This window comes from Plantibacter sp. T3 (assembly GCF_902506515.1).
Lineage (GTDB): Bacteria > Actinomycetota > Actinomycetes > Actinomycetales > Microbacteriaceae > Plantibacter > Plantibacter auratus.
Genome location: NZ_LR733286.1, coordinates 2,356,379 through 2,382,768, shown reverse-complemented (window position 1 = coordinate 2,382,768; position 26,390 = coordinate 2,356,379). Strand labels below are relative to the sequence as shown.

General features: G+C 69.6%; 23 protein-coding genes. 5 read left to right on the top strand and 18 right to left on the bottom strand.

The genetic code is table 11. The features are described 5' to 3' along the window. Positions 1-17: 17 nt before the first annotated feature. Positions 18-1,241, bottom strand: a complete 1,224-nt coding sequence (locus tag GV015_RS11410) for a cysteine desulfurase family protein (RefSeq protein ID WP_159878423.1) — start codon at positions 1,239-1,241, stop codon at positions 18-20. Between the two features lie 68 nt (positions 1,242-1,309). On the opposite strand from GV015_RS11410, the gene glgX reads away from it, so the two are divergent. Both glgX and ybaK read left to right on the top strand, forming a co-directional pair. Beyond that, positions 1,310-3,352, top strand: coding sequence for a glycogen debranching protein GlgX (glgX, locus tag GV015_RS11405; RefSeq protein ID WP_159878421.1), 2,043 nt, complete (start codon positions 1,310-1,312; stop codon positions 3,350-3,352). Positions 3,353-3,354: 2 nt separating this feature from the next. Then, positions 3,355-3,846: a Cys-tRNA(Pro) deacylase gene (gene ybaK, locus GV015_RS11400; RefSeq protein ID WP_159878419.1), complete on the top strand. Its 492-nt coding sequence runs from the start codon at positions 3,355-3,357 to the stop codon at positions 3,844-3,846. Between the two features lie 57 nt (positions 3,847-3,903). Here the strand turns inward: ybaK and glgP are convergent, their stop codons facing one another. Beyond that, positions 3,904-6,477: an alpha-glucan family phosphorylase gene (gene glgP, locus GV015_RS11395; protein ID WP_159878417.1), complete on the bottom strand. Its 2,574-nt coding sequence runs from the start codon at positions 6,475-6,477 to the stop codon at positions 3,904-3,906. 172 nt (positions 6,478-6,649) lie between these two features. Here glgP and GV015_RS11390 point away from each other — a divergent pair, with 172 nt between their 5' ends. Both GV015_RS11390 and glgB read left to right on the top strand, forming a co-directional pair. Continuing rightward, positions 6,650-8,704 (top strand): alpha-1,4-glucan--maltose-1-phosphate maltosyltransferase, encoded by a 2,055-nt coding sequence (locus GV015_RS11390; protein WP_159878415.1) that lies wholly within the window; start codon positions 6,650-6,652, stop codon positions 8,702-8,704. A 65-nt stretch (positions 8,705-8,769) separates the two neighbouring features. Continuing rightward, the gene (gene glgB, locus GV015_RS11385) at positions 8,770-10,992 is read left to right on the top strand and encodes a 1,4-alpha-glucan branching protein GlgB (RefSeq protein WP_159880251.1); all 2,223 of its coding nucleotides are present in this window, start codon (positions 8,770-8,772) and stop codon (positions 10,990-10,992) included. 78 nt (positions 10,993-11,070) lie between these two features. On the opposite strand, the gene GV015_RS11380 is transcribed toward glgB, so the two are convergent. The 11 genes from GV015_RS11380 to rpsB all read right to left on the bottom strand — a co-directional run bounded on the left by GV015_RS11380 (position 11,071) and on the right by rpsB (position 20,920). Next, positions 11,071-12,051, bottom strand: a complete 981-nt coding sequence (locus GV015_RS11380) for a tetratricopeptide repeat protein (RefSeq protein WP_159878413.1) — start codon at positions 12,049-12,051, stop codon at positions 11,071-11,073. Then, positions 12,048-13,910: a hypothetical protein gene (locus GV015_RS11375; protein WP_159878411.1), complete on the bottom strand. Its 1,863-nt coding sequence runs from the start codon at positions 13,908-13,910 to the stop codon at positions 12,048-12,050. Before GV015_RS11375 ends, GV015_RS11380 begins: the two co-directional genes overlap by 4 nt. A gap of 118 nt (positions 13,911-14,028) precedes the next feature. Further along, positions 14,029-14,772: an alpha/beta hydrolase gene (locus GV015_RS11370; protein WP_159878409.1), complete on the bottom strand. Its 744-nt coding sequence runs from the start codon at positions 14,770-14,772 to the stop codon at positions 14,029-14,031. A 52-nt stretch (positions 14,773-14,824) separates the two neighbouring features. Beyond that, positions 14,825-15,115, bottom strand: a complete 291-nt coding sequence (locus GV015_RS19185) for a hypothetical protein (RefSeq protein WP_071260877.1) — start codon at positions 15,113-15,115, stop codon at positions 14,825-14,827. Positions 15,116-15,165: 50 nt separating this feature from the next. Continuing rightward, positions 15,166-15,834, bottom strand: coding sequence for a hypothetical protein (locus GV015_RS11360; RefSeq protein ID WP_079705666.1), 669 nt, complete (start codon positions 15,832-15,834; stop codon positions 15,166-15,168). Positions 15,835-15,909: 75 nt separating this feature from the next. After that, the gene (locus GV015_RS11355; protein WP_236555416.1) at positions 15,910-16,467 is read right to left on the bottom strand and encodes a DivIVA domain-containing protein; all 558 of its coding nucleotides are present in this window, start codon (positions 16,465-16,467) and stop codon (positions 15,910-15,912) included. Positions 16,468-16,522: 55 nt separating this feature from the next. Continuing rightward, entirely contained in the window at positions 16,523-17,569 is a 1,047-nt protein-coding gene (locus tag GV015_RS11350; RefSeq protein WP_236555414.1) for a phosphatidate cytidylyltransferase, read from the bottom strand. A gap of 71 nt (positions 17,570-17,640) precedes the next feature. Continuing rightward, positions 17,641-18,195 (bottom strand): ribosome recycling factor, encoded by a 555-nt coding sequence (gene frr / locus GV015_RS11345; protein ID WP_064295107.1) that lies wholly within the window; start codon positions 18,193-18,195, stop codon positions 17,641-17,643. Between the two features lie 72 nt (positions 18,196-18,267). Beyond that, positions 18,268-18,981, bottom strand: coding sequence for a UMP kinase (pyrH, locus tag GV015_RS11340; protein WP_056006822.1), 714 nt, complete (start codon positions 18,979-18,981; stop codon positions 18,268-18,270). 169 nt (positions 18,982-19,150) lie between these two features. Continuing rightward, positions 19,151-19,978 (bottom strand): translation elongation factor Ts, encoded by an 828-nt coding sequence (gene tsf / locus GV015_RS11335; RefSeq protein WP_064295106.1) that lies wholly within the window; start codon positions 19,976-19,978, stop codon positions 19,151-19,153. 18 nt (positions 19,979-19,996) lie between these two features. After that, a complete protein-coding gene (rpsB, locus tag GV015_RS11330) occupies positions 19,997-20,920 on the bottom strand; it encodes a 30S ribosomal protein S2 (protein ID WP_064295105.1) in 924 nt (307 codons plus the stop codon). A 313-nt stretch (positions 20,921-21,233) separates the two neighbouring features. Here rpsB and GV015_RS11325 point away from each other — a divergent pair, with 313 nt between their 5' ends. Then, positions 21,234-21,758: a murein hydrolase activator EnvC gene (locus GV015_RS11325; RefSeq protein WP_159878407.1), complete on the top strand. Its 525-nt coding sequence runs from the start codon at positions 21,234-21,236 to the stop codon at positions 21,756-21,758. Here GV015_RS11325 and GV015_RS11320 read toward each other — a convergent pair. The 5 genes from GV015_RS11320 to GV015_RS11300 all read right to left on the bottom strand — a co-directional run bounded on the left by GV015_RS11320 (position 21,731) and on the right by GV015_RS11300 (position 26,386). Further along, entirely contained in the window at positions 21,731-22,660 is a 930-nt protein-coding gene (locus GV015_RS11320; protein WP_159878405.1) for a tyrosine recombinase XerC, read from the bottom strand. The genes GV015_RS11325 and GV015_RS11320 overlap by 28 nt on opposite strands. Before the next feature lie 57 nt (positions 22,661-22,717). Beyond that, complete coding sequence (gene dprA, locus GV015_RS11315; protein WP_236555412.1) at positions 22,718-24,058, bottom strand: DNA-processing protein DprA; 1,341 nt, start codon at positions 24,056-24,058, stop codon at positions 22,718-22,720. Next, entirely contained in the window at positions 24,055-25,584 is a 1,530-nt protein-coding gene (locus GV015_RS11310) for a YifB family Mg chelatase-like AAA ATPase (RefSeq protein ID WP_159878403.1), read from the bottom strand. Before GV015_RS11310 ends, dprA begins: the two co-directional genes overlap by 4 nt. Then, positions 25,584-25,940, bottom strand: coding sequence for a YraN family protein (locus tag GV015_RS11305; protein WP_159878401.1), 357 nt, complete (start codon positions 25,938-25,940; stop codon positions 25,584-25,586). The genes GV015_RS11310 and GV015_RS11305 overlap by 1 nt, the downstream gene beginning before the upstream one ends. A 122-nt stretch (positions 25,941-26,062) precedes the next feature. Next, positions 26,063-26,386 (bottom strand): DUF2469 domain-containing protein, encoded by a 324-nt coding sequence (locus GV015_RS11300; protein WP_071260887.1) that lies wholly within the window; start codon positions 26,384-26,386, stop codon positions 26,063-26,065. Positions 26,387-26,390 lie beyond the last annotated feature (4 nt).

Sequence of the window (26,390 nt, the reverse complement as noted above, 5' to 3'; positions counted from 1 at the left end):
GGTGACGAGACGGCTGCTCAGGGACGAGCGCCCAGCGCCGTGTCGCGGTCGGCGGAACCGGCCCGACTCGCCTGTGCGTACGCGCGCGGCAGGGCCTGGAGGAAGTCGTCCACGTCCGTCTCGGTCGTCGTCCGACCCAGCGTGATCCGGAGGACCGATCGGGCCTCCGTCTCCGGGCGTCCCATCGCGAGCAGGACATGCGACGGTTCCGGGACGCCGGCCTGGCAGGCGGAACCCGTCGAGACCGCCACCCCTGCGAGGTCGAGGAGGAAGAGCATCGAGTCTCCCTGTGCGCCGGGGAACACGAAGTTCGCGTTCGACGCGAGTCGCTCGCTGGGATCACCCGTCAGCTCGGCCTCCGGAACGGTCGCCCGCACGCCGGCCACGAGTCGGTCGCGCAAGGTGCCGAGACGCTCCTGCTCCGCGGTCCGCTCGAGCGCCATGAGCTCCGCGGCTACGGCGAACCCGACGGCTGCCGCGACGTCCTGCGTGCCGGAGCGGAGTCCGCGCTGCTGTCCGCCACCGTGCTGCAACGGCTCCACCACGGCTGCGCGGCTCACGACCAGGGCTCCGATCCCCACGGGACCACCGATCTTGTGCGCGGAGACGCTGAGCGCGACGAGACCACTGGCACCGACCGATCCGGATGCGGCGCGAAGGTCGGCGAGGTCGATGGGGAGGTGTCCGTAGGCCGAGACCGCGTCCAGGTGGAACGGCACCGCGGCCGCTGCGGCGAGCGCCGCCAGCCGGACGACGGGCTGGATGGTGCCGACCTCGTTGTTCGCCCAGAGCGCCGTCGCCACGGCGATGTCGGGGCCGTGGTCGGCGAAGCGCTCGGCCGCCGTGTCGAGTGAGACCCGGCCGAGGTCGTCGAGCGGGATCCAGAGCGGGGATGCACCCTCGTGGCGCTCGAGCCATTCGACGGTGTCGAGCGTGGCGTGGTGCTCCCCCGCGGGTGCGAGCACGGCGGCGCGGCGTCGATCCTGCTGGCGGTGCCAGTAGAGCCCCTTGAGGGCGAGGTTGATGGATTCGGTGCCGCCGGAGGTGAAGACGAGTTCGATGGGGTCGCACCCGAGGGTCGCAGCGACCCGCTCACGTGCCTCTTCGAGGAGGCGGCGGGCCTGTTGCCCGGGGCCGTGGATGGAGGCCGGGTTGCCGACGGTCGCCATCGCGGACGCGTAGGCCTCGATCACCTCGGATCGCACCGGGGTCGTCGCGGCGTGGTCCAGGTACACCACCATGCCGCTCCTCCCCTCGCCGCGGTGTCCGCGGATCTTCGCGCACTCCCGCACTCACTACTGTAGAACCCATGAACGCTGGTGACCCCTTCCACGATCTCGGCGTCCGCCTCGGCCCGTCCGGTGGTGAGCTCCGTGTGTGGTCCGAGCATGCGGATGCCCTCGAACTCGTGATCTTCGACGACAAGGATCTGAACTGGATCACCCACTCGGTCGAGATGACCCGCGACGACGACGGGGTCTGGAGTGGGAGTTCCGAGGAGCTGGTGCTCGGCCGTCGCTATGCGGTCCGCGCCTCAGGGCCGTCCTCGCCGAACAACGCCTTCGACAAGAGCCTCCTGCTGCTCGACCCCTACGCCCGCGGGCTCGCCCGCGTGTCGGCCGAGCAGTGGCGTTCCGTCGTCGTCGACGACGCGTTCGACTGGGGCGGTGTGCAGAAACCCCGTGTCCCGCTCGACCGGACCGTCGTGTACGAGGCGCACGTCAAGGGACTGAGTAAGCTGCACCCCGACGTGCCGGAGGAGCTGCGGGGCACGTACGCGGGCCTCGCCCACCCCGCGATGATCGCGCATCTGCACGATCTCGGGGTGACGAGCGTCGAACTGCTGCCGGTGCACGCGTTCACCTCCGAGCAGCGTCTCATCAAGCAGGGCCTCGTCAACTACTGGGGCTACAACACCCTGAACTTCTTCAGTCCACAGGCCTCCTACGCGACGAAGACGGCGCAGGCGGGTGGCGCGGACGAAGTCCTCCGCGAGTTCAAGGGCATGGTGAAGCTGCTGCACGAGGCCGGCCTCGAGGTCATCCTCGACGTCGTCTACAACCACACCGCCGAAGAGGGGCCCGGCGGCCCCCGCACGAGCTTCCGCGGCATCGACAACGCGACCTACTACCGTCAGGACGCCACCGGCGCCTACATCGACGTGACGGGCTGCGGCAACACCGTGGACTTCGGCCACCCGGTCCCCCAACAGCTCGTGCTCGACTCGTTGCGGTACTGGGCTGACGAGGTGCAGATCGACGGCTTCCGGTTCGACCTCGCTGCGACGCTCGGTCGGAACGAGGCGGTCGAGTTCACGCCCGACCACCCCCTGCTCGAGGCGATCGTCCACGACCCGTCGCTCGTCGACGCGAAGATGATCGCCGAGCCCTGGGACGTCGGGATGGGCGGCTGGCAGACGGGGAACTTCCCTGACGGTTGGCACGAGTGGAACGACCGGTACCGGGATCGTGTCCGCAACTTCTGGCTCTCCGACATCGACTACGCGAGACGGGCGGACGCCCCGGTCGGGATCGGTGGGTTCGCGACCCGTCTGGCCGGATCGAGCAACACCTTCTCCGCTGAGCGCGGTCCGCTGGCCTCCGTCAACTTCATCACGGCCCACGACGGGTTCACCCTGGCCGACCTCGTCTCGTACGACGTCAAGCACAACGTCGGGAACGGCGAGTCCAACCGCGACGGGACGGACAACAACCGCTCCTTCAACCACGGTGCCGAGGGCCCGACGGACGACCCCGCGATCCTCGCCGCTCGTCGCAAGGCGATGCGGAACCTGCTCGGCACGCTCCTGCTGTCGGCGGGTGTCCCGATGCTCACGGCAGGCGACGAGTTCGGGCGGAGTCAGCGCGGCAACAACAACGCGTACTGTCACGACTCCGAGCTGACGTGGGTCGGATGGACGAGGGAGCCCTGGCAGGACCAGTTGCTCGCGCACAGCCGTCGGCTCCTCGAACTCCGGCGCGAACACCCCGCCCTCCGACCGGAGCACTTCGCCGCCGCCGGGACGACGGTGCCCGGCGCGAGCGTCATGGACTGGTTCGACGCTTCGGGCGCGACCATGAGCACCGAGGACTGGACGAGTCCGCGGAACCGGACACTGCAGTTCTTCTCGACGAGCACGCCGGAGTCCGAGGAGCTCGACCGCGTGCTGCTCATCGTGCACGGTGTCGAGCAGCCGGTCGAGGTCACCCTGCCCGAGCACGAGGGCGTGACCGCGTTCGTGCGCATCTGGAACTCCGCGGACGACGCACCGATGTCCGAGGAGGAGCAGTTCGTCCCCGGCCAGACGGTCCCGGTCTCCGCCACGTCGATGCAACTCTTCCGAGCCGTCTGACGATGGCGAAGCGCAGGGCCGAGGGTGGCGGCACGCCGGCGACGGTGACGTTGACCTCGCTGGGCATCCCCTTCACCCCGCGCGCCTACCGACACGACCCGTCGGTGACGGCCTTCGGTCTCGAAGCCGCCACGGCGCTCGGCGTCGACCCGCCCAGGGTGTTCAAGACCCTGCTGGCGGAGGTGGACGGGTCGCTCGTCGTCGCGATCGTCCCGGTCGCCGACCAACTCGACCTCAAGGCGCTCGCGGCGGCCCTCGACGGGAAGCGGGCGACGATGGCGGATCCTGCCGTCGCCGAGCGGAAGACGGGCTACGTGGTCGGCGGCATCAGCCCGATCGGGCAGCGCACCACGCTCCCGACGGTCCTCGACGAGAGCGCCTTCGCGCACGAGACGGTGTTGGTCTCAGGTGGTCGGCGCGGGTTCGACCTCGAACTCGCCCCGTCCGACCTCGGATCGGCCGTCGCCGCCGTCGTCGCGCGGATCGCCAGATAGTCGGATCCCTCGACGCACCGGTCCGAGGGTCGCACCGGCGCGTCGGAGGAGATCGCCCTACTGGTCCGCCACGGCGACGAGCCCGAGTTCCGCGGGGGTGAGGAGCAGCTCGTGTCTCGGCACGATGCGCACCGTGTACCCGAACCCGCCGGCCCGATCGAGGGGAAGCGTCCCGGCGTACTCGAGCGTGTGCTCCGGCCGACTCGTCGACGGGGACTGCTGCTGCTCGAGCGGCTGCGTCCGGATGTCGAGCAGTTCACCTCCGGCACCGGGAACCCCGCAGACCACCTCGACGGTCACGTCCTCGGGTGACAGCGATCCCAGCTGGACGTAGGCGCGCAGCCGCAGGACGTCACCGACCTGCGGGACCGCGTCGACACCGCCGCTTTCGACATGGGCGACCGCCAGCTGCGGCCAGGCCTCGCGCACCCGCTGCTTGTAGGCTGCCAGCTCGCGCGCCCGCTGCTGATCGGACGCGTTCAGCTCGCGCTCCATCGCCGCCGCCGGGAGGTACATGCGCTCCGTGTACTCGCGGACCATGCGGTCGGCGCTGAGCGGTTCGGACAGCGTCGAGATCGTGTGTCGCACCATCTGCATCCAGCGCTGCGGCAGCCCGTCGTCCTCGCGCTCGTAGAACCGCGGCACCAGCTGGTGCTCGAGGATCTCGTACAGCGCGGTGGCCTCGAGGGCGTCGCGTTCCTCGTCGTCCGCCGCGCCGTCCGCCGACGGGATGACCCAACCGTTCTCGCCGTCCGCGTACTCGTTCCACCATCCGTCGAGGATCGACAGGTTCAGGGCTCCGTTGAGTGCGGCCTTCATACCGGACGTCCCGCAGGCTTCGAGGGGACGCAGCGGGTTGTTCAACCACACGTCACAGCCGGGGTAGAGCGTCTTGGCCATCCCGATGCCGTAGTCCGGCAGGAAGACGATGCGCGATCGGAGCTCGGGATCCTGGGCGAACTGCACGAGGCGCTGGATGAGCCGCTTGCCGTCGTCGTCCGCCGGGTGTGCCTTGCCGGCGACGACGATCTGGACGGGCCGTTCGGCGTGGAGCAGGATCGCGCGCAGTCGGTCGGGATCGCGCAGCATGAGGGTGAGCCGCTTGTAGCTCGGCACCCGCCGGGCGAACCCGATCGTCAACACCTCGGGGTCGAGTAGTTCGTCGATCCAGGACGGGAGCACCGCTTGCGGGTTCTGGGTCCGATACCCATCGGCGATCCGGCGCCGCACGTCGGCGACGAAGCGCTCCCGCATCCCGTGCTTGCGCGACCAGAGCTCGGCGTCCGAGAGCGACGGATCGGACCAGTCCGCCCGACTCGTGTCGGTCGTCCCCCACCGGTCCACGGCGAGGTCGACGAGCGACGGATCCGTCCAGCTCGGGGCGTGGACACCGTTCGTGATCGACGTGATCGGCACGTCCGAGACGTCGAAGCCGGGCCAGAGGCCTCGGAACATCGCGCGGCTCACCTCGCCGTGCAACCGACTGACGCCGTTCGCGCGCTGCGCCAGACGCAGGCCCATGATCGCCAGGTTGAAGACGTCGGCCGAGCCGCCGTTCGCCGTCTCGTCGCCGAGTGCGAGGACGTCCGGCGCGGCGACGCCCGGGAGCAGGTCACCGCTGAAGTAGCGCGTGATCACCTCGCGGTCGAACCGGTCGATCCCAGCCGGAACGGGGGTGTGTGTCGTGAACACGGTCCCGCCCCGCACGAGCTGCAGCGCCTCGTCGAAGGAGAGTCCGTTCCCGACGAGGTCGCTGATCCGCTCGAGCCCCAGGAAACCGGCGTGGCCTTCGTTGGAGTGGTAGACCTGCGGCAGCGCATGGTCCGTGAGCTCGCTCCACTGCTTGATCGCGCGGACACCGCCGATGCCGAGGAGGAGTTCCTGCAGGAGGCGATGCTCGCCGCCGCCGCCGTACAACCGGTCCGTCACGCCGCGCAGGTCGGCGACGTTCTCCGGGATGTCCGTGTCGAGCAGCAGCAGTGGCACCCGACCGACCTCGGCGATCCAGACCCGTGCCGACAGGCTCCGGTCGTCGGGGAGCGCCAGGGTGACGGTGACCGGTGTCCCGTCCGGTTCCCGGAGCACCGTGACCGGGAGTCCGTCGGGGTCCTGCACGGGATAGGACTCCTGCTGCCAGCCGTCGTTCGTGATCGACTGCGCGAAGTACCCGGAGCGGTAGAGGAGGCCCACGCCGACGAGCGGCACCCCCAGGTCGGACGCGCTCTTCAGGTGGTCGCCGGCGAGGATGCCGAGGCCGCCCGAGTACTGCGGCAGGGCCGCGGCGATTCCGAATTCGGGCGAGAAGTAGGCGATCGTCTGCGGTTTCGGGTCCGGGAGGCCCTGGTACCACCGCGGCTCCTCCAGGTACCGGCGGAGGTCGGCGTGCAAGGCGTCGGCCCGGCCGACGAAGTCCGCATCGGCGGCGAGTTCCGCCAGTCGCTCCGGTGTCACGAGACCGAGGCCGCTGATCGGATCGTGGTCGGACTCGCGCCAGACGTCCGGTGCGATCTCGTCGAACAGGCGCTGCGTCGGCTCGTGCCACGACCACCGCAGGTTCGCAGCGAGGGCGGTGAGCGAGGTCAGGGACTCGGGGATGAGCGCGCGGACGGTAAACCTGCGGATAGCCTTCACGCGCTCACTCTATGGCAACCGCGGAACGCACTCGTACGCTCATCGGACGCCCACCCGGGACAGGGCCGCGCCCGAGGCCCTAGCATGACGCGCGACACCCCGCGCGCCCCTTCATCGGTGGTCGTTTCGCGGTACGGTCGGACCAGTGGCACCGAAGGAGATGGAACGCACTATGCCGAAGTCAGTACCGCAGTCCTCCACCGTCGACGACGCCGTACCGGTGTCGCTCACGCTGTCCCCGAGCATCGGGCGCATCCCGATCCTGGATCCGACCCCCTCGGTCGAAGGTGGCCGCTGGCCGGCCAAGGCGTTCGCGGGCGAGGTGGTGCCGTTCGGCGCGACCGCGTTCCGCGAAGGACACGACCTCATCGGGGTCGAGCTCCTGCTCACCGATCCGCGCGGGAAGACGGTCGCGCATCGGATGGCTCCGGGCGCCCCGGGCACGGACCGCTTCGAGGTCGAGGTCCAACTCGCGACGGAGGGCACCTGGCGATACCAGGTCCGCGCCTTCGCCGACGAGTTCTCGACCTGGGAGCACAACGCCCGGGTCAAGATCGAGGCCGGCGTCGACGTCGAGCTCATGTACCTCATCGGCGCGGAACTCCTCGAGCGCGCCGCGACGGACAAGCTCCGCCCGGCGAAGGACCGCCGCTTCCTCACCGCCGCCGCCAAGCTCCTCCGAGACACCGACGCCGAGCCGGAAGCCCGGTTCGCGGTGCTCGACGACCCCGAACTCCTGGCCATCGCCGACCGCCGGCCGTTCGCCGGTCTCGCGAGCACGAGCGACGAGCGCGTGGTCCGCGTCGAGCGCACCCGAGCCGGCGTCGGTTCCTGGTACGAGTTCTTCCCGCGGTCGGAGGGTGCCGAGCGGAACCCGGACGGCTCCTGGACGTCGGGCACCTTCCGCAGCGCAGCCGGGCGGTTGCCGGCCGTCGCCGCGATGGGGTTCGACGTCCTCTACCTGCCGCCAATCCACCCCATCGGCGTGACGTTCCGCAAGGGACCGAACAACACCCTCACACCCGGCGAGCACGACCCGGGCTCCCCCTGGGCGATCGGTGGTGCCGCGGGCGGTCATGACGCGATCCATCCCGACCTCGGCACGGAGAAGGACTTCGTCGCGTTCGTCCGCCAGGCGAAGAAGGTCGGCCTGGAGGTCGCCCTCGATCTCGCCCTCCAGGCGTCGCCGGACCACCCCTGGGTGACCGAGCACCCCGAGTGGTTCACGACCCTCCCCGACGGCACGATCGCGTACGCCGAGAACCCGCCGAAGAAGTACCAGGACATCTACCCGGTCAACTTCGACAACGACCCCGAGGGCATCCGGGCCGAGGTGCTGCGCATCGTCCGGCACTGGATCTCGCTCGGCGTGCGCATCTTCCGCGTCGACAACCCGCACACCAAGCCGCTCGACTTCTGGGAGTGGTTGCTCGCGACCGTCAACCGGACGGACCCCGACGTCGTGTTCCTCGCGGAGGCCTTCACCCGTCCGGCCCTGCTGCAGGGTCTGGCGAAGGTCGGGTTCCAGCAGAGCTACACCTACTTCACCTGGCGCAACACGAAGGAGGAGCTCGAGGAGTTCCTCGGCGCGGCAGCGACCGAGACCGCCGACTTCCTCCGGCCCAACCTGTTCGTCAACACCCCCGACATCCTCACCGAGTACCTCCAGTTCGGTGGCCGGGCGGCGTACAAGGTACGTGCGGCGATCGCCGCGACCGCCGCGCCGACGTGGGGGGTCTACGCCGGGTACGAGCTCATCGAGAACGTCGCCCGTCCCGGTGCCGAGGAGAACATCGACAGCGAGAAGTTCGAGTATCGTCCGCGGGACTGGGCCGCTGCGGAAGCCGCCGGCACCTCGCTGTCGCCGTACCTCACCCTGCTCAACCAGATCCGGCGTGCGCATCCCGCCCTCCGGCAGTTGCGCAACATCAGCTTCCACTGGAGCGACGACGACCAGATCCTCGTCTTCAGCAAGCATCTCGACCAGCGGTTCACCGGCACCGGTGAGCACGACACCCTGCTCGTCGTCGCCAACCTCGACCCGCACTCGGTCCGACAGACCATGGTGCACCTCGACCAGACCGTGTTCGGTGGCGTCCCAGGCGGCAGCTTCGACGTCACGGACCTCGTCACGGGGGCCGAGTGGATCTGGTCCGACAGCAACTTCGTGCGCCTCGACGCCTTCACCGAGCCCGTGCACATCCTGAGCGTGAGGATCCGACCATGACCACCAGCCCTGTGACCCCAGACGGAGCCGCTGCACCGAAGCGCTCCGGCCGTCGAGCCGCACCGATGCCGGTCGACGCCACACCGGCGCCCCGGGAGCTCCCGCTCCCCTCCGTCGAGGACTGGATCCTCGACGCCGTCGCGGAGGGCCGTTACCACGATCCGCATGAGATCCTCGGCCAGCACCTGGTCGACCTCGGGGGAGTGAGCGACCCCCTCGTGGTCGTCCGCGCCAGACGCCCGCTGGCCGAGCAGGTGACGGCGGTGCTCGCCAACGGTGCGCGCGTGGAGCTCGCGCACGTCCGCGCCGGCATCTGGCAGGGCTTCCACGTCGACGGCATCATCGACTACACGCTCGACGCCCGCTACAACGACGGATCGATCTGGGACGCCGACGACCCGTACCGGTTCGCGCCGTCGATCGGCGAACTCGACCTGCACCTCATCGGCGAGGGTCGCCACGAACGGCTCTGGGACGCCCTGGGCGCACACGTCACCGAGCTGCGTGGGGTCACCGAGTCGGTCGCCGGCACCGCGTTCGCCGTCTGGGCACCTCACGCACGTGCGGTCCGGGTCATCGGCGATCTCAACTCCTGGGACGGCACGGCGCACGCCATGCGCAACATGGGTGCGACGGGTGTCTGGGAGCTGTTCATCCCCACCATCGGCGCCGGCGAGCTGTACCGCTTCGAGATCCTGACCCAGCACGGCGACTGGGTCCGTCGGTCCGACCCGATGGCCCGGTTCACCGAACGCTCCCCCGCCACCGCATCCGTGACCGGTGTCAGCGACTACCGCTGGACGGACGAGGCGTGGCTCGATCGGCGGGCCGCGAGCGATCCCCACAACGGGCCCATGAGTGTCTACGAGCTGCACGTCGGCTCCTGGCGTCCCGGGCTCGGCTACCGGGACCTCGCGGACCAGCTCATCGAGTACATCGCTGAGCTCGGCTACACGCACGTGGAGTTCATGCCGCTCGCCGAGCACCCCTTCGGCGGGTCCTGGGGCTACCAGGTCACCGGCTACTACGCGCCGACCAGCCGCTTCGGTTCGAGCGACGACCTCAAGTACCTGATCGACCGTCTCCACGGCGCGGGGATCGGCGTCCTCATGGACTGGGTGCCCGGCCACTTCCCCAAGGACGAGTGGGCCCTCGCGAACTTCGACGGCCAGCCCCTCTACGAGCACCCCGACCCGCGACGCGGCGAGCAGCCGGACTGGGGCACCCTCGTCTTCGACTTCGGGCAGCCCCAGGTCAAGAACTTCCTGGTAGCCAACGCCCTCTACTGGCTCGAGGAGTTCCACGTCGACGGCCTGCGCGTCGACGCCGTCGCCTCGATGCTGTACCTCGACTACTCGCGGAAGGACGGCGAGTGGCTGCCGAACGTCCATGGCGGGCGCGAGAACCTCGAAGCGATCAGTCTCCTCCAGGAGGCGAACGCGACGGCCTATCGACGGAACCCCGGCATCGTGATGATCGCCGAGGAGTCGACGAGTTGGCCCGGCGTCACCGCGCCGACGAGCGAGGGCGGACTCGGGTTCGGCCTGAAGTGGAACATGGGCTGGATGCACGATTCGCTCCAGTACATCGAGCACGACCCGCTCTACCGGTCACACCACCACGGCGAGATCACCTTCTCGATGGTCTACGCCTTCAGCGAGAGCTTCCTCCTACCGATCAGCCACGACGAGGTCGTCCACGGCAAGGGGTCCCTTCTCGCGAAGATGCCCGGTGACCACTGGCAGCAACTCGCGAACATGCGGGCCTACCTCGCCTTCATGTGGGCCCACCCCGGCAAGCAGTTGCTCTTCATGGGCCAGGAGTTCGGTCAGCCCTCCGAATGGTCGGAGGAACGCGGTCTGGACTGGTGGATCCTGGACCAGCCGAGCCACCGGGCACTGCTCGGCCTGGTGTCCCGACTCAACGCCGTGTACACGGAGCACCCGGCTCTCTGGGCCCTCGACCACGACGCCGCCGGCTTCGAATGGCTCGACGCCGGGGACGCGCAGAACAGCGTGCTCTCCTTCCTGCGCTGGGACGACGACGGCAACGTGATCGCCGCGCTCGTGAACTTCTCCGGTGCCCCCGTCGGGCCGTACCGGGTCGGTCTGCCTCGCGCGGGTCGGTGGGAGGAACTCCTCAACACCGACGCCGTGGAGTACGGCGGATCCGGCGTGGGCAACTACGGATCGATCGAGGCGTCGGCGTCACCGTGGGCGGGACGCCCGGCTTCCGCCGAGCTCACGCTGCCCCCGCTCGGCATGATCTGGCTCAAGCACGTCGGCTGACCAGGCTTCCGCGGCACCCGGATGCACGACGAAGGCCCGCCTCCTGAGGGAGGCGGGCCTTCGTCGTGCATCGGTCGGTCAGTAGAGCAGGCCGGTCAACCGGGCCCTGGCCTTCATGACGCGCGGATCGGTGACGCCGGCGACCTGGAACAGCTCGAGCAGGCGCGTCCGGACGGTGTCCTTGCCCGACTGGTCGAGGTCGGGGAACAGCGTCAGCAGCCGGTCGAAGGCGTCCTCGAGGTGTCCTCCGGAGAGGTCGAGGTCGGCGACGGTCAGCTGGGCGTCGAGGTCGTCGGGAGCGGCGGCCGCCTGTCCGCGGATCTCATCGAGGGTCTTCCCCGTGAGGCGGTGCAGCAGACGGACCTGGGCGAGGCCGGCCACAGCCATGTCGTCCTTCGGGTTCTGCGCGATGGCCTTCTCATACGCGGCGATGGCCGTCGGGTAGTCGGCGCGCTCGATGGCCTCGTACGCCTCGGCGTGGAGGGGCGGCAGCGGTTCTTCCACGGGCTCGGCAGGGGCTGCAGCGTCGCCATCGGCGACGACGGCCCGACCGGAGACCCCGTTCTGCTCGGCCAGCTGCAGCAACTGCTCGATCACGTCGCGCACCTGCGACTCCGGGATCGCGCCGTTGAACATCGGCACCGGGCGTCCACCCACGACGGCGACGACCATCGGGATCGACTGCGCTTGGAAGGCTTGGGAGAGCTGCGGGTTCGCGTCGACGTCCACCTTGGCGAGGACGAAGCGGCCGGCGTATTCCGCGGCGAGGCGCTCGAGTACCGGCGAGAGCTGCTTGCACGGCCCGCACCATTCGGCCCAGAGGTCGATGACGACGGGGACCACGGAGGACAGCTCGACGACCTGTCCGAACCCGTCGTCCGTCGCGTCGAAGACGAGGGACGGGACCTGGACGGTCTGGTCGGTCGTCGCGCCGGGCGCTTCTGCAGGCGCGCCTGCTTGCGTCGGCGCACCGGCGGGCGGCGCCTGGTGGCGACGCGCGAGGCCGGAGAGGTCGACGGCGCCGCGCAGGTGTGCCGCGCTCGGCTCCGCGGCACTCACGGGAGCTCCGATGCGGCGATGAGGGTCTGGGTGAATCCGAGCAAGGTGATCTTCTCTCCGGAGTTGACGGCTGGCACGTAGAACAGGAGCTGGTCGCCGTAGGTGGCCTGTGTCCCCTTCGCGCTCTCGGTGATCCCGGAGAGCGCGGCGACCGCACCCGAAGGTTTCACGGTAGCACCGGCTGTGACGACGGAGACCACCTCGCCCTCCTGCACGTTGACGGCGACGATCGCGCCGGAGTCGTTGGTCGCCAGCGCGACGTTCGGGCCGGTACCGGCGGCCGCCGAGAAGGCGATGCTCGCCGTCGTCGGCAGGTTCGCGGCCTTCGTCGCGCGGTCCGCGGCGACCTGCGTGCGGAAGACGTCGCCATCGGCGTTGAACAGGCCGGCGAAGGTGCTCGCATCGCCGTTCGTGATGATGTCGGCGTAGGCCGCGGCGATCTCCTCCGGCGGCATGATGAGCAGCTTCGAGTCCGGCGGGACGCTCGCGGCACCGATGGTCGCGGGCGCGACGTTCTCGAGTCGGGCGCCCTCGAGGAGCTTCTCCGCGTAGACGACCTGGTAGTTCGACCGCGGGTCCTGCTGGGTCATCACGAGGACCGTCGGCGACACCGTCTCGTCGGCCTTGTCCTGGATCGCGGTCATGACCGTCCGAGGCCAGGCGTCCGTCGCCTGAGGCAGGGTGAGCGTGACGGGCGACGCGGGGATGGGGGTCGCTCCGGCGGCGTCGGCCACCTTCGAGCGGAGGGCGTAGTTCGCGATGCGCTCCTCGAGCGCCGGCCCGGAGAACCGGACGGCTGCGGCGGTGCCGTCGAGCGCAGCATCGGCCTCGGACGCCGCCGTCGAGATCCGCGACACGATCCGCTCGACCTGTGGCACGGTCACGACGGGCGCCGCGAAGTCCTGGTCCTGGCTGTCGGCCGGCAGGTCCGTCGCGGTGACGGTGGGTGTCGGTGACGGCGCTCCGATGGTCGGCCAGTAGTCCTGGGAGCAGCCGCTCAGACCGAGCGTGCCGATGAGGACGAGCGGGACGCCCACGACGAGGGAACGGCGGAGCGGGGAGCGCTTCGTCTTGCCGGCCCCGAGTTCACGGGGGCGGCGCGGCTTCGGTTGTCTCGACATCTTCGTGATGCCCTTCTGTCCTTGTCCCGGACCCTTGCGACGCGGGCCTCGCGAGCGCCGCATGCGCTGGATCCCCGAGAGGTAGAGCACGATGCCGGCGAGGAGCACGAGGATGCCACCGGCGATCAGCGGGCCGGCCCACGGGGTGGCGTTGTCGAGTGGCCAGGAGAGGCGGAGGGAATCCGGAGCGGCGGCCGTACCGTCGGTTGCGATGAGCACGTCGATGTCCTTCGGCAGGTTCATCGTCGCGATGACTGCCCCCGCCTCGTCGTACTCGCCGAGCCAGAGGTCGGATCCCCGCGGGTTCGGGCCCTGCTCGGAGGTGGTGGTGTCGTCGGTGGCCTCGGGGGCCGGCGTCGCCGACGGCTCAGGACTCGGGGTCGCCCCGTCGTCGGTCGCCTCCGCCTCGGCGGTGACGGTGGTGGTCGTCAGGGCGGTGCCGGCACTGTTGACGCCGACGCGGCTGTAGGGCTCGTCGCCGAGCCAGGCCGTGATGTCGTCGGAGCGCCCGTAGCTCATGAACACCTGTGTGTCGCCGCCCGCGCCTGCCACGATGGACTGCGCTCCCGGCTGCGACTGCAGCACGCTCCCGGGGATGACGATGAACCGATCACCGCTGTCGACCGTCGTGGACAGGCTGAAGGTGCCGGGCGAGAGGAACACGGTCCGTTGCGCGATTCCCGTCACGATCATGACGGCTGCCACGACGAACGCGGCGATGGCGAGAACGAAACGCACGGATTACTCTCCTCTGGCGTCGGAGCGACGCGGGTGATCCTGCGTCCGACGGGACCCGGCGGGTCGGGCCGGCAGGAGACGCAGGTGGTTCAGGCTATCGGAAATGACTGGGAGGCGGCTAGACGGCCGCTGGGAGGCCGGGGGCCGGCCAGTGGGTTGGGAGCGGCAGCGCCTCGGGACGCACTGCAGCGACGATCTCGGTGAGCACGCGTCGGGTCTGGCTCTCCCCCACCCACAGGTGCTTGGCACCGTCCACCGGGACGAGGGTGGCCCCGGGGAGGACGCCGAACCGTTCGGCCGCTTCCGCTGGTCGGAGGTAATCGTCGAACTCGGGCACGAGGACGACCATCGGTCGGTCGTCGCCGGCCCAGGCCCGGAGCTCGTCCTCCGTCGTGCGGTGCAGCGGCGGAGAGAGGAGGATCACGCCATCGACGGCCGGGTCGCGACCGTACTTCAAGGCCAGCTCGGTCCCGAACGACCACCCGACGATCCACGGATGCGGAAGCCCGCGCTCGGCCACGAACGCCAGCGCGGCCTCGACATCGGCCCGCTCGCCGACGCCGCCGTCGAACGCGCCGTCGCTCGTCCCCCGCGGAGACGAGGTGCCGCGGGTGTTGAAGCGGAGCACCGCGATCCCCGCGAGCGCAGGCAGGCGCGCCGCGGCCTTCCGGAGCACATGGGAGTCCATGAACCCGCCGGCGGTCGGCAGCGGATGGAGCGTCACCAGGGTCGCGACGATCTCACCGTCGGCAGGCACCGCGAGCTCGCCGACGAGGGTCAGGCCGTCGGCCGTGTGCAGCTCGATCTCCTCGCGGACGGCGGGGAGCTCGGCGCCACCACGGATCTCGATGGTGTCGTTCATGAGTCAGTCCTCCGGGGCAATGTGGTCGGGTCGTTTCGCGGCGTGCGTGCGTTCACCGGATCCGCCAGCAGTGCGAGTGCCAGTGCCGCCGGGCAGCGATGTCGGCCTGGTCGCCCAGGACCCCGTCAGCGCGCCACGTCACCACATGGGCGGTGCCGGGCGGGATGGACTGTCCGCATCCAGGACACACATAGGTCTTCTGCGCACTGGAACCGCTGACGGGCTGGACGAACCAGGATCCGTCTCGATGGTCCTCGGTGCGTTTCCACCCCGCCATCAGCCGTTCGAGACCGTTACCCTCGTCGTCGCCGGGCCGCGGCCGGTGGCGGTGGTGTCGGGGCATGGGTCAAGTCTAGGCTCAGCCTCCACGACCGTGTCGGGAGGCGGTTCCGGTCAGTACCAGCCGTTGGACTCCGAGTGGGCCCACGCGCCGCACGGCGTGCTGTACCGACTCGTGATGTATCCGAGACCCCAGGTGATCTGCGTCGCGGGGTTGGTCGCCCAGTCGGCTCCGGCCGAGGCCATCTTGGAGCCGGGAAGCGCCTGCGGGATGCCCGTGGCGCCGGAGCTGGCGTTGTAGGCGTACACGTTCCAACCCGACTCGCGGTTCCACAGGGAGACGAGACAGCTGTACTCGCCCTCGCCCCAGCCGTTGGCCATGACCATGTCGTAGGCGATGGCCTGAGCCGTACCCGGGTCGGGCGTGCCTGCCGCGGGAGCGCTGCCCGTGGACGAGGAACCGCCGCCGGTCGCGGCGGGCGTCGCCACGGGAGGCGGCGGGGGCGGAGCGACGACCTCGTAGCTGTCGCGGGCGAAGGTGTACTGGTAGTTCGAGCTTGCGACGACCGACTGCGCGGCGTTGCCACCGAACTGCGCCTGCTTCTCCGCATAGGAGGACGCCACGACGCTCGAGGTCGGGTCGACCATCGTCACGGCGACGAAGCCGAACGCAGCCGTCGCCGCGAAGATCCCGAGGACCTTCTTGCCGCGAGAGCGCGGCCGACGGTAGGGCTGAACCGCCTTACCGGTGTTCGGCTGGGCTGATGGTTTCCACGGGGTCACGTCAGTTGAGTCTTGAGGCACGATGCATCGATGGTAGCCGAGAATGCCTGATCAGGCCACCTGGTCGGCCGACGCTCAGCGAACCGCCAGCATGACGTCCACGACGCTGTCGAGCAGTGCGTCGACCTGGGACTCGCGGTAACCGGCCCATTCGTTGCGGAACACGGCCGTGCGGACGCGGTCGACGTTGAGCGGTGTGCCGTCGTGGAAGTAGGCGACGAGGCGATCCGCGAGGGCGTCCACGTCCTTCCGGCTGTAGCCGCGGGCGAGCAGGCTCACCCGCTGGAACCGCTGGCCCTCCGGCCTCGTCAGCCGGTTGAGGATGACCTGCGCGGTGCCGCGGGCGTCGCGCAGCCACTCCTTGGCGCCGCGCTCCTCGACCGACCGCTCCCGCTCGCGGAGCGAGAAGGCGTCCTCGAGTCGCTCGAGCGCCGCGTCGACGTGCTCGGTGCTGTAGCCACCCCGGACGAGCCGGAACGCCACGTGCCGGATGTCCTCCGCACTCAGGATGGCGTCGGCGTCGGCGTCGGTGTCCTGCCCGTAGGCGGCGCGAGCGCGGTCGAGGAACTCGTCGACCTCGGCCGGATCGTAGCCACGCTTCGAACGTTTTGCGGTGGGGAAGATCGTGCTCACCGGACCATTCTCCCCCATGAGGGGCTGATCGGGCGAAATCGGACCGCGCAGGGACTCAGCCCGCGAGTCCGCCGAACAGGAGGTAGACCACGTAGGCGACGACCGCCGACGGCAGGATCGAGTCCAGGCGGTCGAGGAATCCCCCGTGTCCGGGCAGCCACGAGCTCATGTCCTTCACGCCGATGTCGCGCTTGATGAGCGACTCCGCGAGGTCGCCGACCGTCGCACTGCCGAGGAGCAGCAGACCGAGCAGGACACCGACCCACCACGGGACACCGAGCATGAGGATGGCGAGCAGCACCCCGGCCACGACCGAGACGACACCAGCCCCGGCGAAACCCTCCCAGGTCTTGTTCGGGCTGATCACCGGCGCCATCTTGTGCTTGCCGAACGACAGGCCGCTCACATAAGCACCGACGTCGACGCAGATGACGAGGATCAGGAACGCCAGCGCCCACCATTCGCCCTCGGGCTGGGCGACGAGGAACACGGCGAAGGAGGCGAGGAAGGGGACGTAGACCTGGATGAACGTCCCGGACGCGAGGTCGCGGACGAGCGTGGGAAGGTCGGTCCGCTTCGAAGCGATGGCCTGCTCGGCCACGCGCCAGACGATGACGAGCAGGATGCCGAGCAGGACGACGGACCAACGCCAGACGTCGTGGAGGAAGAACGCCGCCGGCTGCATCGCGACGGCCGAGATGACGGTCGGGATCGCCGGCACCCGGCGCCCGGTCTGCTCGAGGGCCTTCCGCAGCTCCAGCGTGGCGAAGGCCACCACGGCCGAGGCCAGGACGACGAAGATCACCTTGAAGATGATCAGGCTCACGAGCATGATGCCGCCTGCGGCCACCCCGATGAGGATGGCGTTCACGAGGTTGCGGCCGACCCGCGCCTCGATGCGTTCGTTCGTCGCGTCGAACTGCGCCTTCGTCGCCTGGACCTGCCGTTCGATGTCGGCACGTTTGGCGTCGACCTGCCGCTCGAACTTCGCGCGGCGGTCCTTCAGCTGGGAACGCAATTCCTGCGAACCCGACTTGCCGGACCGGCCGGGTTCGGGCTTCGACGGATCGCTCGATCGCCCGGGAGCGACATCGTCTTCCACAGGTACCTCCAGCGGGCCTGCCGTCGGTCGAGGGACCGGTCGGCGAACGGAATCAGCGGTGGGACAGCGGCTCAGATGGAGAGCAGCTCGGTCTCCTTGGCCTTCAGCGCGGCGTCGACGGCGTCGATGTGCGACTTCGTGACGGCCTCGAGCTCCTTCTCGCCGCGTGCGACGTCGTCATCGCCGACCTCGCTCTTGAGCGCCTCGAGGTCGTCCTTGCCCTTGCGACGGATGTTGCGGATGGACACCTTCGCGTCTTCACCCTTGCCGCGGACGATCTTGACGTATTCCTTGCGACGCTCGGCGGTCAGTTCGGGCATGGTGACCCGGATGACGGTGCCGTCGTTCGTCGGGTTGGCGCCGAGGTTCGGGATGTCGCGGATCGCCTGCTCGATGTCGCGCAGTGCGGACTTGTCGTAGGGCGTCACGACGATCGTGCGAGCTTCCTGGTTCTGCAGGGAGGCGAGTTGCGCCAGCGGCGTCGGCGTGCCGTAGTAGCTCACCAGGACCTTTTGGAACAGCTGGGGGTTGGCGCGACCCGTACGCACCGTGGCGAAGTCATCCTTCGCGGCCTCGACGGCCTTCGACATCCGGGTACCAACATCCGAGAGGACATCCGCGATCACGAGCACTCCTTTGATTGCATTACTGGGTTCAGTCTAGTCGGCCGGCGGGCCTCGGCCCGGCCGCCCTGCCGCCTAGGCGGAGGTGACGAGGGTGCCGATCGCGGCACCGCGGATGGCCGCCGTGACGTTGCCGGCCGGCTCCATGCCGAAGACGCGCATCGGCATGCCGTTGTCCATGCAGAGGCTGAAGGCCGTCGAGTCGACGACCTTGAGGCCGCGCTGGAGCGCCTCCTGATAGGAGATGGTGTCGATCTTCGTCGCCGTCGGGTCGACGCGGGGGTCGGCCGTGTAGACGCCGTCGACGCCGTTCTTGGCGACGAGGACTTCGACGGCTCCGATCTCGAGCGCGCGCTGTGCCGAGACGGTGTCGGTCGAGAAGTACGGGAGTCCGGCGCCCGCTCCGAAGATGACGACGCGACCCTTCTCGAGGTGTCGCTCGGCACGGAGCGGGATGTACGGCTCGGCGACCTGCGTCATGGCGATGGCTGACTGCACGCGCGTGGCGGCGCCGGCCTGTTCCAGGAAGTCCTGGAGCGCCAGGGCGTTCATGACCGTTCCGAGCATGCCCATGTAGTCGGCTCGGCCGCGGTCCATGCCGCGCTGGCTGAGCTCGGCTCCGCGGAAGAAGTTGCCGCCTCCGACGACCACTGCGACCTCGACCTCGGCGGTCGCTTCAGCGATCTCGCGGGCGATCGACCCGACCACGTCGGGGTTGACGCCCAACTGGCCGCCTCCGAACGCCTCACCTGACAGCTTGAGCAGTACCCTGCGCTTCTTCTCCGGCATCCGCCTGTCCTTCCTCGTCCCTCACACAACTTAGCGTCAGGAGCCGCCCGCTGTCCGCGACAGCCGTCGACTCGCTGGCTGGATCGTCACCGATCCCACGTGCACGGGTATGCCCGCGCACGCAAAGGGGTCCGGATCGCCACTGGCGATCCGGACCCCGTCACAACTGCTACGCGCCGACCTTGAAGCGGGCGAACCCGGTCACGGTGAGGCCCGCGTCAGCGAGCACCTTCTGCACGGACAGCTTGTTGTCCTTGGCGTAGTCCTGCTCGAGGAGCGCGACCTGCTTGAAGTACGAGGTCACGCGGCCCTCGACGATCTTCGGCAGTGCGGCCTCGGGCTTGCCCTCGTTCTTCGAGATCTCGGTGACGATCTCGCGCTCCTTCTCGACCTCGTCGGCCGGGACGTCGTCGCGGCTGAGGTAGGACGGGTTGGCGAACGAGATGTGCTGCGCGATGCTGCGAGCCGTCTCCGCGTCGTCGCCCGTGTAGCCGACGACCACGCCGACCTGCGCGGGCAGGTCCTTGTTGGTCTTGTGGAGGTAGACGGCGAAGTGCTCACCGTGCACCACCGCGAGGCGGCGGAGCTCGAACTTCTCACCGATGATCGCAGCGGAGTCCGCGATGACCTCGGCGACGGTCTTGCCGTCGGCCGGAGCCGCGTTCCCCTCTTCGACGGTGGTCGCGCCGGCGGCGACGACTGCGTCGAGGACGAGGTCGGCCAGAGCGAGGAACTTCTCGCCCTTCGCGACGAAGTCGGTCTCGCAGGCGAGCTCGATGAGCGTGGCGGTGTCGCCGTTCTCCTTCGCGGCGACGAGGCCCTCGCTCGTGGAGCGGTCGGCACGCTTCGCGTTGCCCTTCGCACCCTTGAGACGCAGGATCTCGGTCGCCTTCTCGACGTCGCCATCGGCTTCGACGAGTGCGTTCTTGGTGTCGACCATGCCGGTGCCGAGCTGCTCGCGCAGCACCTTCAGGTCAGCGAGAGAAAAGTTGGCCATTGCTGGTGTCCTCCTTGATTACTTCTCGTCGGCGACGACGGCGGCAGCTGCGCCCTCGGCGTCGGCGGCGGACTCGGTTGCAGCGACCTCGACGTCTTCGACAGCCGGAGCTGCCTCGACGGCGTCGGTTGCGGCGATCGCCTCATCGGCGACCTTCTCGGTCTCGGCGGAACCCTGCTCGCCGCCCTGGAGCAGCTCCTGCTCCCACTCGGCGAGCGGCTCGGCCGGGGCGTCGCCCTCGGTCGGCTTCTGGTGGCGCTGGATGAGACCCTCGGCGGCGGCGTCGGCGATGATGCGCGTCAGCAGGCCGACGGAACGGATCGCGTCGTCGTTACCCGGGATCGGGTAGGTGACCTCGTCGGGGTCGCAGTTGGTGTCGAGGATGCCGATGACCGGGATGCCGAGCTTGCGCGCCTCGTCGATCGCGAGGTGCTCCTTCTTGGTGTCGACGACCCAGAGCGCCGACGGCGTCTTCGAGAGGTTGCGGATACCACCGAGCGACTTGTGGAGCTTGTCCAGCTCGCGCTTCTTGATGAGGAGTTCCTTCTTGGTGAAGCCGCTCTTGGAGGCGTCTTCGAAGTCGAGCTCCTCGAGCTCCTTCATGCGGGCGAGTCGCTTCGACACCGTCTGGAAGTTGGTGAGGAGGCCACCGAGCCAACGCTGGTTGACGTAGGGCTGGCCGACGCGCGTGGCCTGCTCGGCGATGACTTCCTGCGCCTGCTTCTTCGTGCCGACGAAGAGGATGGTGCCGCCGTGGGCGACCGTCTCCTTGACGAAGTCGAAGGCCTGGTCGATGTAGCCGAGCGACTGCTGCAGGTCGATGATGTAGATGCCGGAACGCTCGGTGAAGATGAAGCGCTTCATCTTCGGGTTCCAACGGCGGGTCTGGTGCCCGAAGTGCACGCCGCTGTCGAGCAGCTGGCGGATGGTTACGACGGCCATGAGCCGTTCTCCTGTTCTGCGCTCGCCACCGCACCGCTGACGCGGACGGGTGGGAGTGCCTCGGTTGTCTGACGGACCGGATGGCCTCGTCCCTGGTGCCCGGCGCACGTCCGCCACGCTCCGGAGAGCGAGGACCGATTGGAAGTGGTGGCCGAAATGGCACGCGTAGTCACCCCGACAAGCGAGGTGCTCCGTTCAGCATAGCATCAGGCCACCGTGATGACGGCGCTCCACAGGCCGTCCGACCACGTCCGTCTCCCCGCTCCGAAGCGCCCAACTGCCCTCGCTTTCCCGTGCCCGCCAGGCTCGGATCATGATGACCTCGATCGCGAGCCGTTTCCTCATCTCCTGCCTGGTGTTCCTCGCACCCGTGAGCACGTCTCGGGCTGCGCCGGCCTGGAGCTGGCCGATCGCTCCCCCGCACGTCGTCACCGAGCCGTTCGTCGCGCCGCCCGACCCGTACAGCGCCGGCCACCGGGGTGTCGACATCGCCGCATCGCCCGGTCAGCCGGTCGCCGCGGCGGCAGCCGGCGTCGTCACGTTCAGCGGGACGGTGGTCGACCGCCCACTCGTCGTGATCCGGCACGACGACGGACACGTCTCGAGCATCGAGCCGGTGGTGGGTTCGGTCGACGTCGGTAGCCGCGTGACCCGCGGGGCACCGATCGGGACGGTCGGCGTCGGCGGACACTGCGCCGACGGCTGCGTGCACTTCGGGGTGCGGCTCGACGGCGTCTACGTCAATCCGATGCTGCTGCTCGGCGAGGTGCCTCCGGCCGTCCTGCTCCCACTGACCGCGACCGCGGAGGCTCAGGCCCGCGGGTGGGCGTTGCGGTAGCTCTCCTTGATGCGTTCGACGGAGACGTGCGTGTAGATCTGCGTCGTCGCGAGACTCGCGTGGCCGAGGAGTTCCTGGACCGCGCGGAGGTCCGCTCCCCCATCGAGCAGATGCGTCGCGGCGGTGTGCCGCAGGGCGTGCGGCCCTGCCGGACCACCACCGGGCACGGCGTCGAGGAGCCGGGCGACGAGCGTGTAGACGGAGCGTGGGCCGAGCCGTCCTCCGCGTGCGCCGAGGAAGAGGGCTGCGCCGGGCGTCGGTCCGCGGTCGTTCGCGGCTGCACGGACGACCAGCTGCGGGCGGGCGCTCGTGAGGTAGTCGACGATCGCCGACTGAGCGGGGACGCCGAACGGCACGACCCGCTCTTTGTCGCCCTTGCCCGTGACACGGACGGTGAGTCGATCGAGGTCGAGGTCGTCCCGGTCGAGTCCGCACAGCTCGGATACGCGAAGGGCCGAGGCGTAGAGCAGTTCGACGACGGCGAGGTCGCGGAGGGCGTTCGGCTCCCCCGATGCGGCGCGGTCCTCGAGCCCAGCGAGGAGGTCGTCGAACGGGCCCCGGCCGACGACGCGTGGCAGGGTCCGACCCGTCTTCGGACTCCGGAGACGTGCCGCGACGTCCGAATCGACCCTGCCGGTGCGCAGGAGCCAGGCGCTCCACGCCTTGGCCGTGGCGGTGCGTCGCGCGAGCGTCGCCTTGGACGAGCCTGCCTCGGAAGCTGCCCAGAGCCAGTCGCGGAGGAGGTCCAGCGTCACGCCGTCGACGCCCTCGACATCGCGTCCGGTGGCGAAGTCGGCGAGCTGCCGGAGATCGGATGCGTAGGCGCGAACGGTCTGCGGCGACAACCGACGCTCTGAAGCGAGGTGCTCCGAGAACCCGTCGATGCTGCTCCAGATGTCCACGTGGACAGCATGCCCCACGCGTCCGACGCCGTGGTCTTCCCCCGCCGACCGATCACCTCACGGCCGTCCCCCGACGAGCACCCACCCTCGTTCGCGTTCCTCAACGGCCCCGGCGAGATCGAGCGCACCGAGCACGCCGCTGACCTCGCGAGGACTCAGACCACTCGCTTTCGCAAGCGCCTCGACGGTGCGCGGCGAGCGCGCACTCATCACATCACGGACCCGGCGTTCCTCTGGCGAGGCGAACGCCTGCGCGTCCGCGTCGACCGCGGTCCACCCGGCGAGCTCCGCCATCTGTGCGGCGTTCGTCACGCAGGTGGCGGCGTACTCACGGATCAGGCGGTGACAGCCCGCCGACGACGGACTCGTGACCGGGCCGGGCACGGCTCCGAGCGGACGCCCGAGGGATGCAGCGTGACCCGCCGTGTTGATCGACCCGGAGCGGTCGCCGGCCTCCACGACCACCGTCGCAGCCGAGGCTGCGGCGATGAGTCGGTTCCGCTGCAGGAATCGCCATTTGGACGGTGTGGACCCGCACGGTGATTCGCTGATGACGGCTCCACCGGCCTCGCGGATCCGACGGATGAGCGCATCGTGACCGGCTGGATAGGGCCGATCGACCCCGCCTGCGAGGTAGGCCACGGTCAGGCCTCCGCTCCCGAGGGCGGCTCGGTGCGCCGCGCCGTCGATGCCGTACGCGGCACCCGACACGATCGCGAAGCCCCGATCGACGAGCCCGGCCGCCGCCTCGAGGGTGACGTGCTCGCCGTAACCGGACGCGGCCCGGGCCCCGACCAACGCGATGGCGCGTTCTTCCGCAGGCACGTCGGGAGAACCGCGTAGCCAGAGGGCGTGCGGCGCGTGCACACCAAGGTGGTCGAACCCCGCATGCCAGCCCGGAGCGCCTGGCAGGAGTAGTCGGACGCCGACCTCGATCGCCGTCTCACACGCGGCGACGAGGTCAGCCGAGACGAGACGGGGGCGCCAGCGTTCCAGCGCACTTCCGAGCACGCGGGAGGCGGGAATCGCGGCGGGATCCTCGGACTCGGCATCGGCCGACGTCGAGCCCGAGCCACTAGACCACTCGCTGCCGAGGATGCGGCGCTGCAGTTCGGTGGGCCCCACCCGGTCCAGAACCGCTGACAGTGCGCCCGCAGGGCCGAGCGCACCGACCACGAGCCCGGCCACCCCATCGCCCGGTTCGGCGATCATCGTCCAGGCTGCCCGAGCGAAGGCCGCCCGTATCCCGGTGTGGCCGCCGTTGTCGTCGGCCTCCGAGATGTGCTCGACACCTCCATCTGCGCGAGGACTGCCCGCGGCCTCAGCCGGCTCCAGGCCGCCGAGTGCACGGACGAGGCGCTCGATCAAGTCGCAGTCCAAGCCGAACCACGCACTCATGAGATGCCCTTCCGCAGGAAGAGGGCGCGCCCCAGGTGCTCGGCTGTGGGGCTACCGGCCCCGTCGAGGTCGGCGAGCGTCCAGCTCAGTCGGAGGATCCGGTCGTAACCACGCATGGTGATGCCTCCCCGCTCGAGGGAGCGGTCCAGCGCGCTGGTGACGGATCTGGGCAGCCGCATCCGCGGGCTCCTGAGCCAGGTGCCGCTCGCCTGTGCGTTCGTGATCCAGCCGGTACCGGCCAACCGCTCGGCACTCGCTGCCCGCACCGCTTCGACGCGGGAACGGGCCTCAGCGGTGGAGACCCCGCCCTCCTGCGAGAGACTCGTCAGTGCCGAGGTGATCCGGTGCACCCGCACGCGGATGTCGATCCTGTCGAGGAGCGGCCCCGAGATCCGCCCGAGGTAGCGTCGACGGGCCTGCGGTGGACAGGTGCAGACGCCGTCTGCCGTGCCGTACTGACCGCAGGGGCAGGGGTTCGCGGCGAGGACGAGTTGGAAGGCGGCTGGGAACGTCGCGCTGCCGTGCGCACGATGCACGGTGACCACGCCGGCTTCGAGTGGCTGACGCAGCGAGTCGAGGACGTCGGCGCGGAACTCCGGTGCTTCGTCGAGGAAGAGCACGCCGTGCGCCGCGCGCGCGGCTGCTCCGGGCCGGATCTGGCGCGAACCGCCACCGATGATCGCCGCTGCCGAGGACGAGTGGTGCGGGCTCTCCCACGGTGGTCGTCGTGCGAGCGCGCCGTCCGGCGGTAGACCGATGAGCGAGCGGAGGCAGCTGACCTCGACCGCGGCCTCGGGCTCGAGGTCGGGAAGGATCTCAGGGAGGCGGGCAGCCAGCATGGTCTTGCCGGCACCGGGAGGTCCGACCATCATGACGTGGTGCCCGCCGGCCGCCGCAGCGACCATCGCGTCGACCGCGTCCGGCTGTCCGACCACGTCCGCGAGATCGAGTGGGTCGGGCATGGGCAGCCGATCGACCCGCTGTCGGACGGGTTCGAGGTCGATCGCGGAGAGTTCTGCACCGTGCCAGATGGCCGCATCACGCAGCGAGGTCGCCCCGATCACCGTGACGCCGGGCACGAGCTGCGCCTCCTCGACGTTGGCCGTCGGCACCATCACCGCGTCGTAGCCGGCGCGGGCGACGGCGAGGACGGCCGGCAGCACGCCGACGAGCGGGCGGAGCCGACCGTCGAGCCCGAGCTCACCGAGATGGACGACCCGCTCGGCGGACTCCCGGCGGACGAGGCCGCCCACGGCGAGGCAGGCGATCGCCATGGAGAGGTCGAACGCGCTCCCCTGCTTGGGCAGCGACGCGGGAGACAGGTTGATCGTGAGCTTGCCACCGGGCAGCTCGCAGCCGGAGTTCGCCGTCGCACTCTTGATGCGGTGCGCGGCCTCACCGAGCGACTTGTCGGGAAGCCCGACGATCGCCATGCCCGGTACGGTCGCGGCGGCTGACGCCTCGACCTCCACGATCGCGCCCGTGAGGCCGGCGAGCGCGACCGACCAGGTGCGTGCGACGGCCATCAGGAGACTCCCCGCAGGTGCTGGAGTTGCATGTCCCCTTCGGACGGCAGCACGATGCCGACGACGTCGACGCGCATCCGCCGCGAGCGCGGTCGGTGCTCAGCACACCAAGCCCCGGCGAGACGACCGATCCGGGCCAGCTTGCTCGGCGTGACCGCCTCCGCGGGATCGCCGAAGCCGACGCCGGAACGGGTCTTCACCTCGACGAACACCAGCGTGCCGTCGTCGTCGGCGACGAGGTCGAGTTCGCCCTGCGGGCATCGCCAATTGCGGTCGAGGATGCGGTATCCGCACGCCTCGAGATGATCCGCCGCCACCTGCTCGCCGCGTCGGCCGAGCTCGTCCTTCCGTGCCATGTGCACCTCCTGGCATCCAGCCAAGCGTGCAGACGAGGCTCGTTACCCAGAGGTGGGTCTGTCGTCGACGAGCGCGCGGCGAGGCGTGCCTGTGGAGCGCTGTCGGTCGCGGGAACCGAGCCCTACTCGTCGAGCGTGAGTTCCTTCGGGAGCTCGAAGTCGCGCGAGGACAACTGCTCGACGTTGACGTCCTTGAACGTGAGCACCCGGACGCTCTTGACGAACCGGTCGGACCGGTAGACGTCCCACACCCACACGTCGGTCATGGAGAGCTCGAAGTAGAAGTCGTTCGCCGTGTCGCGTCGCACGAGGTCGACCTCGTTGGCGAGGTAGAACCGGCGCTCGGTCTCGATCACGTACTTGAACTGACCCACGACATCGCGATACTCGCGGTAGAGGGCCAGTTCGACCTCGCGGTCGTAGTCTTCGAACTCGTCTTCGTCCATGGTC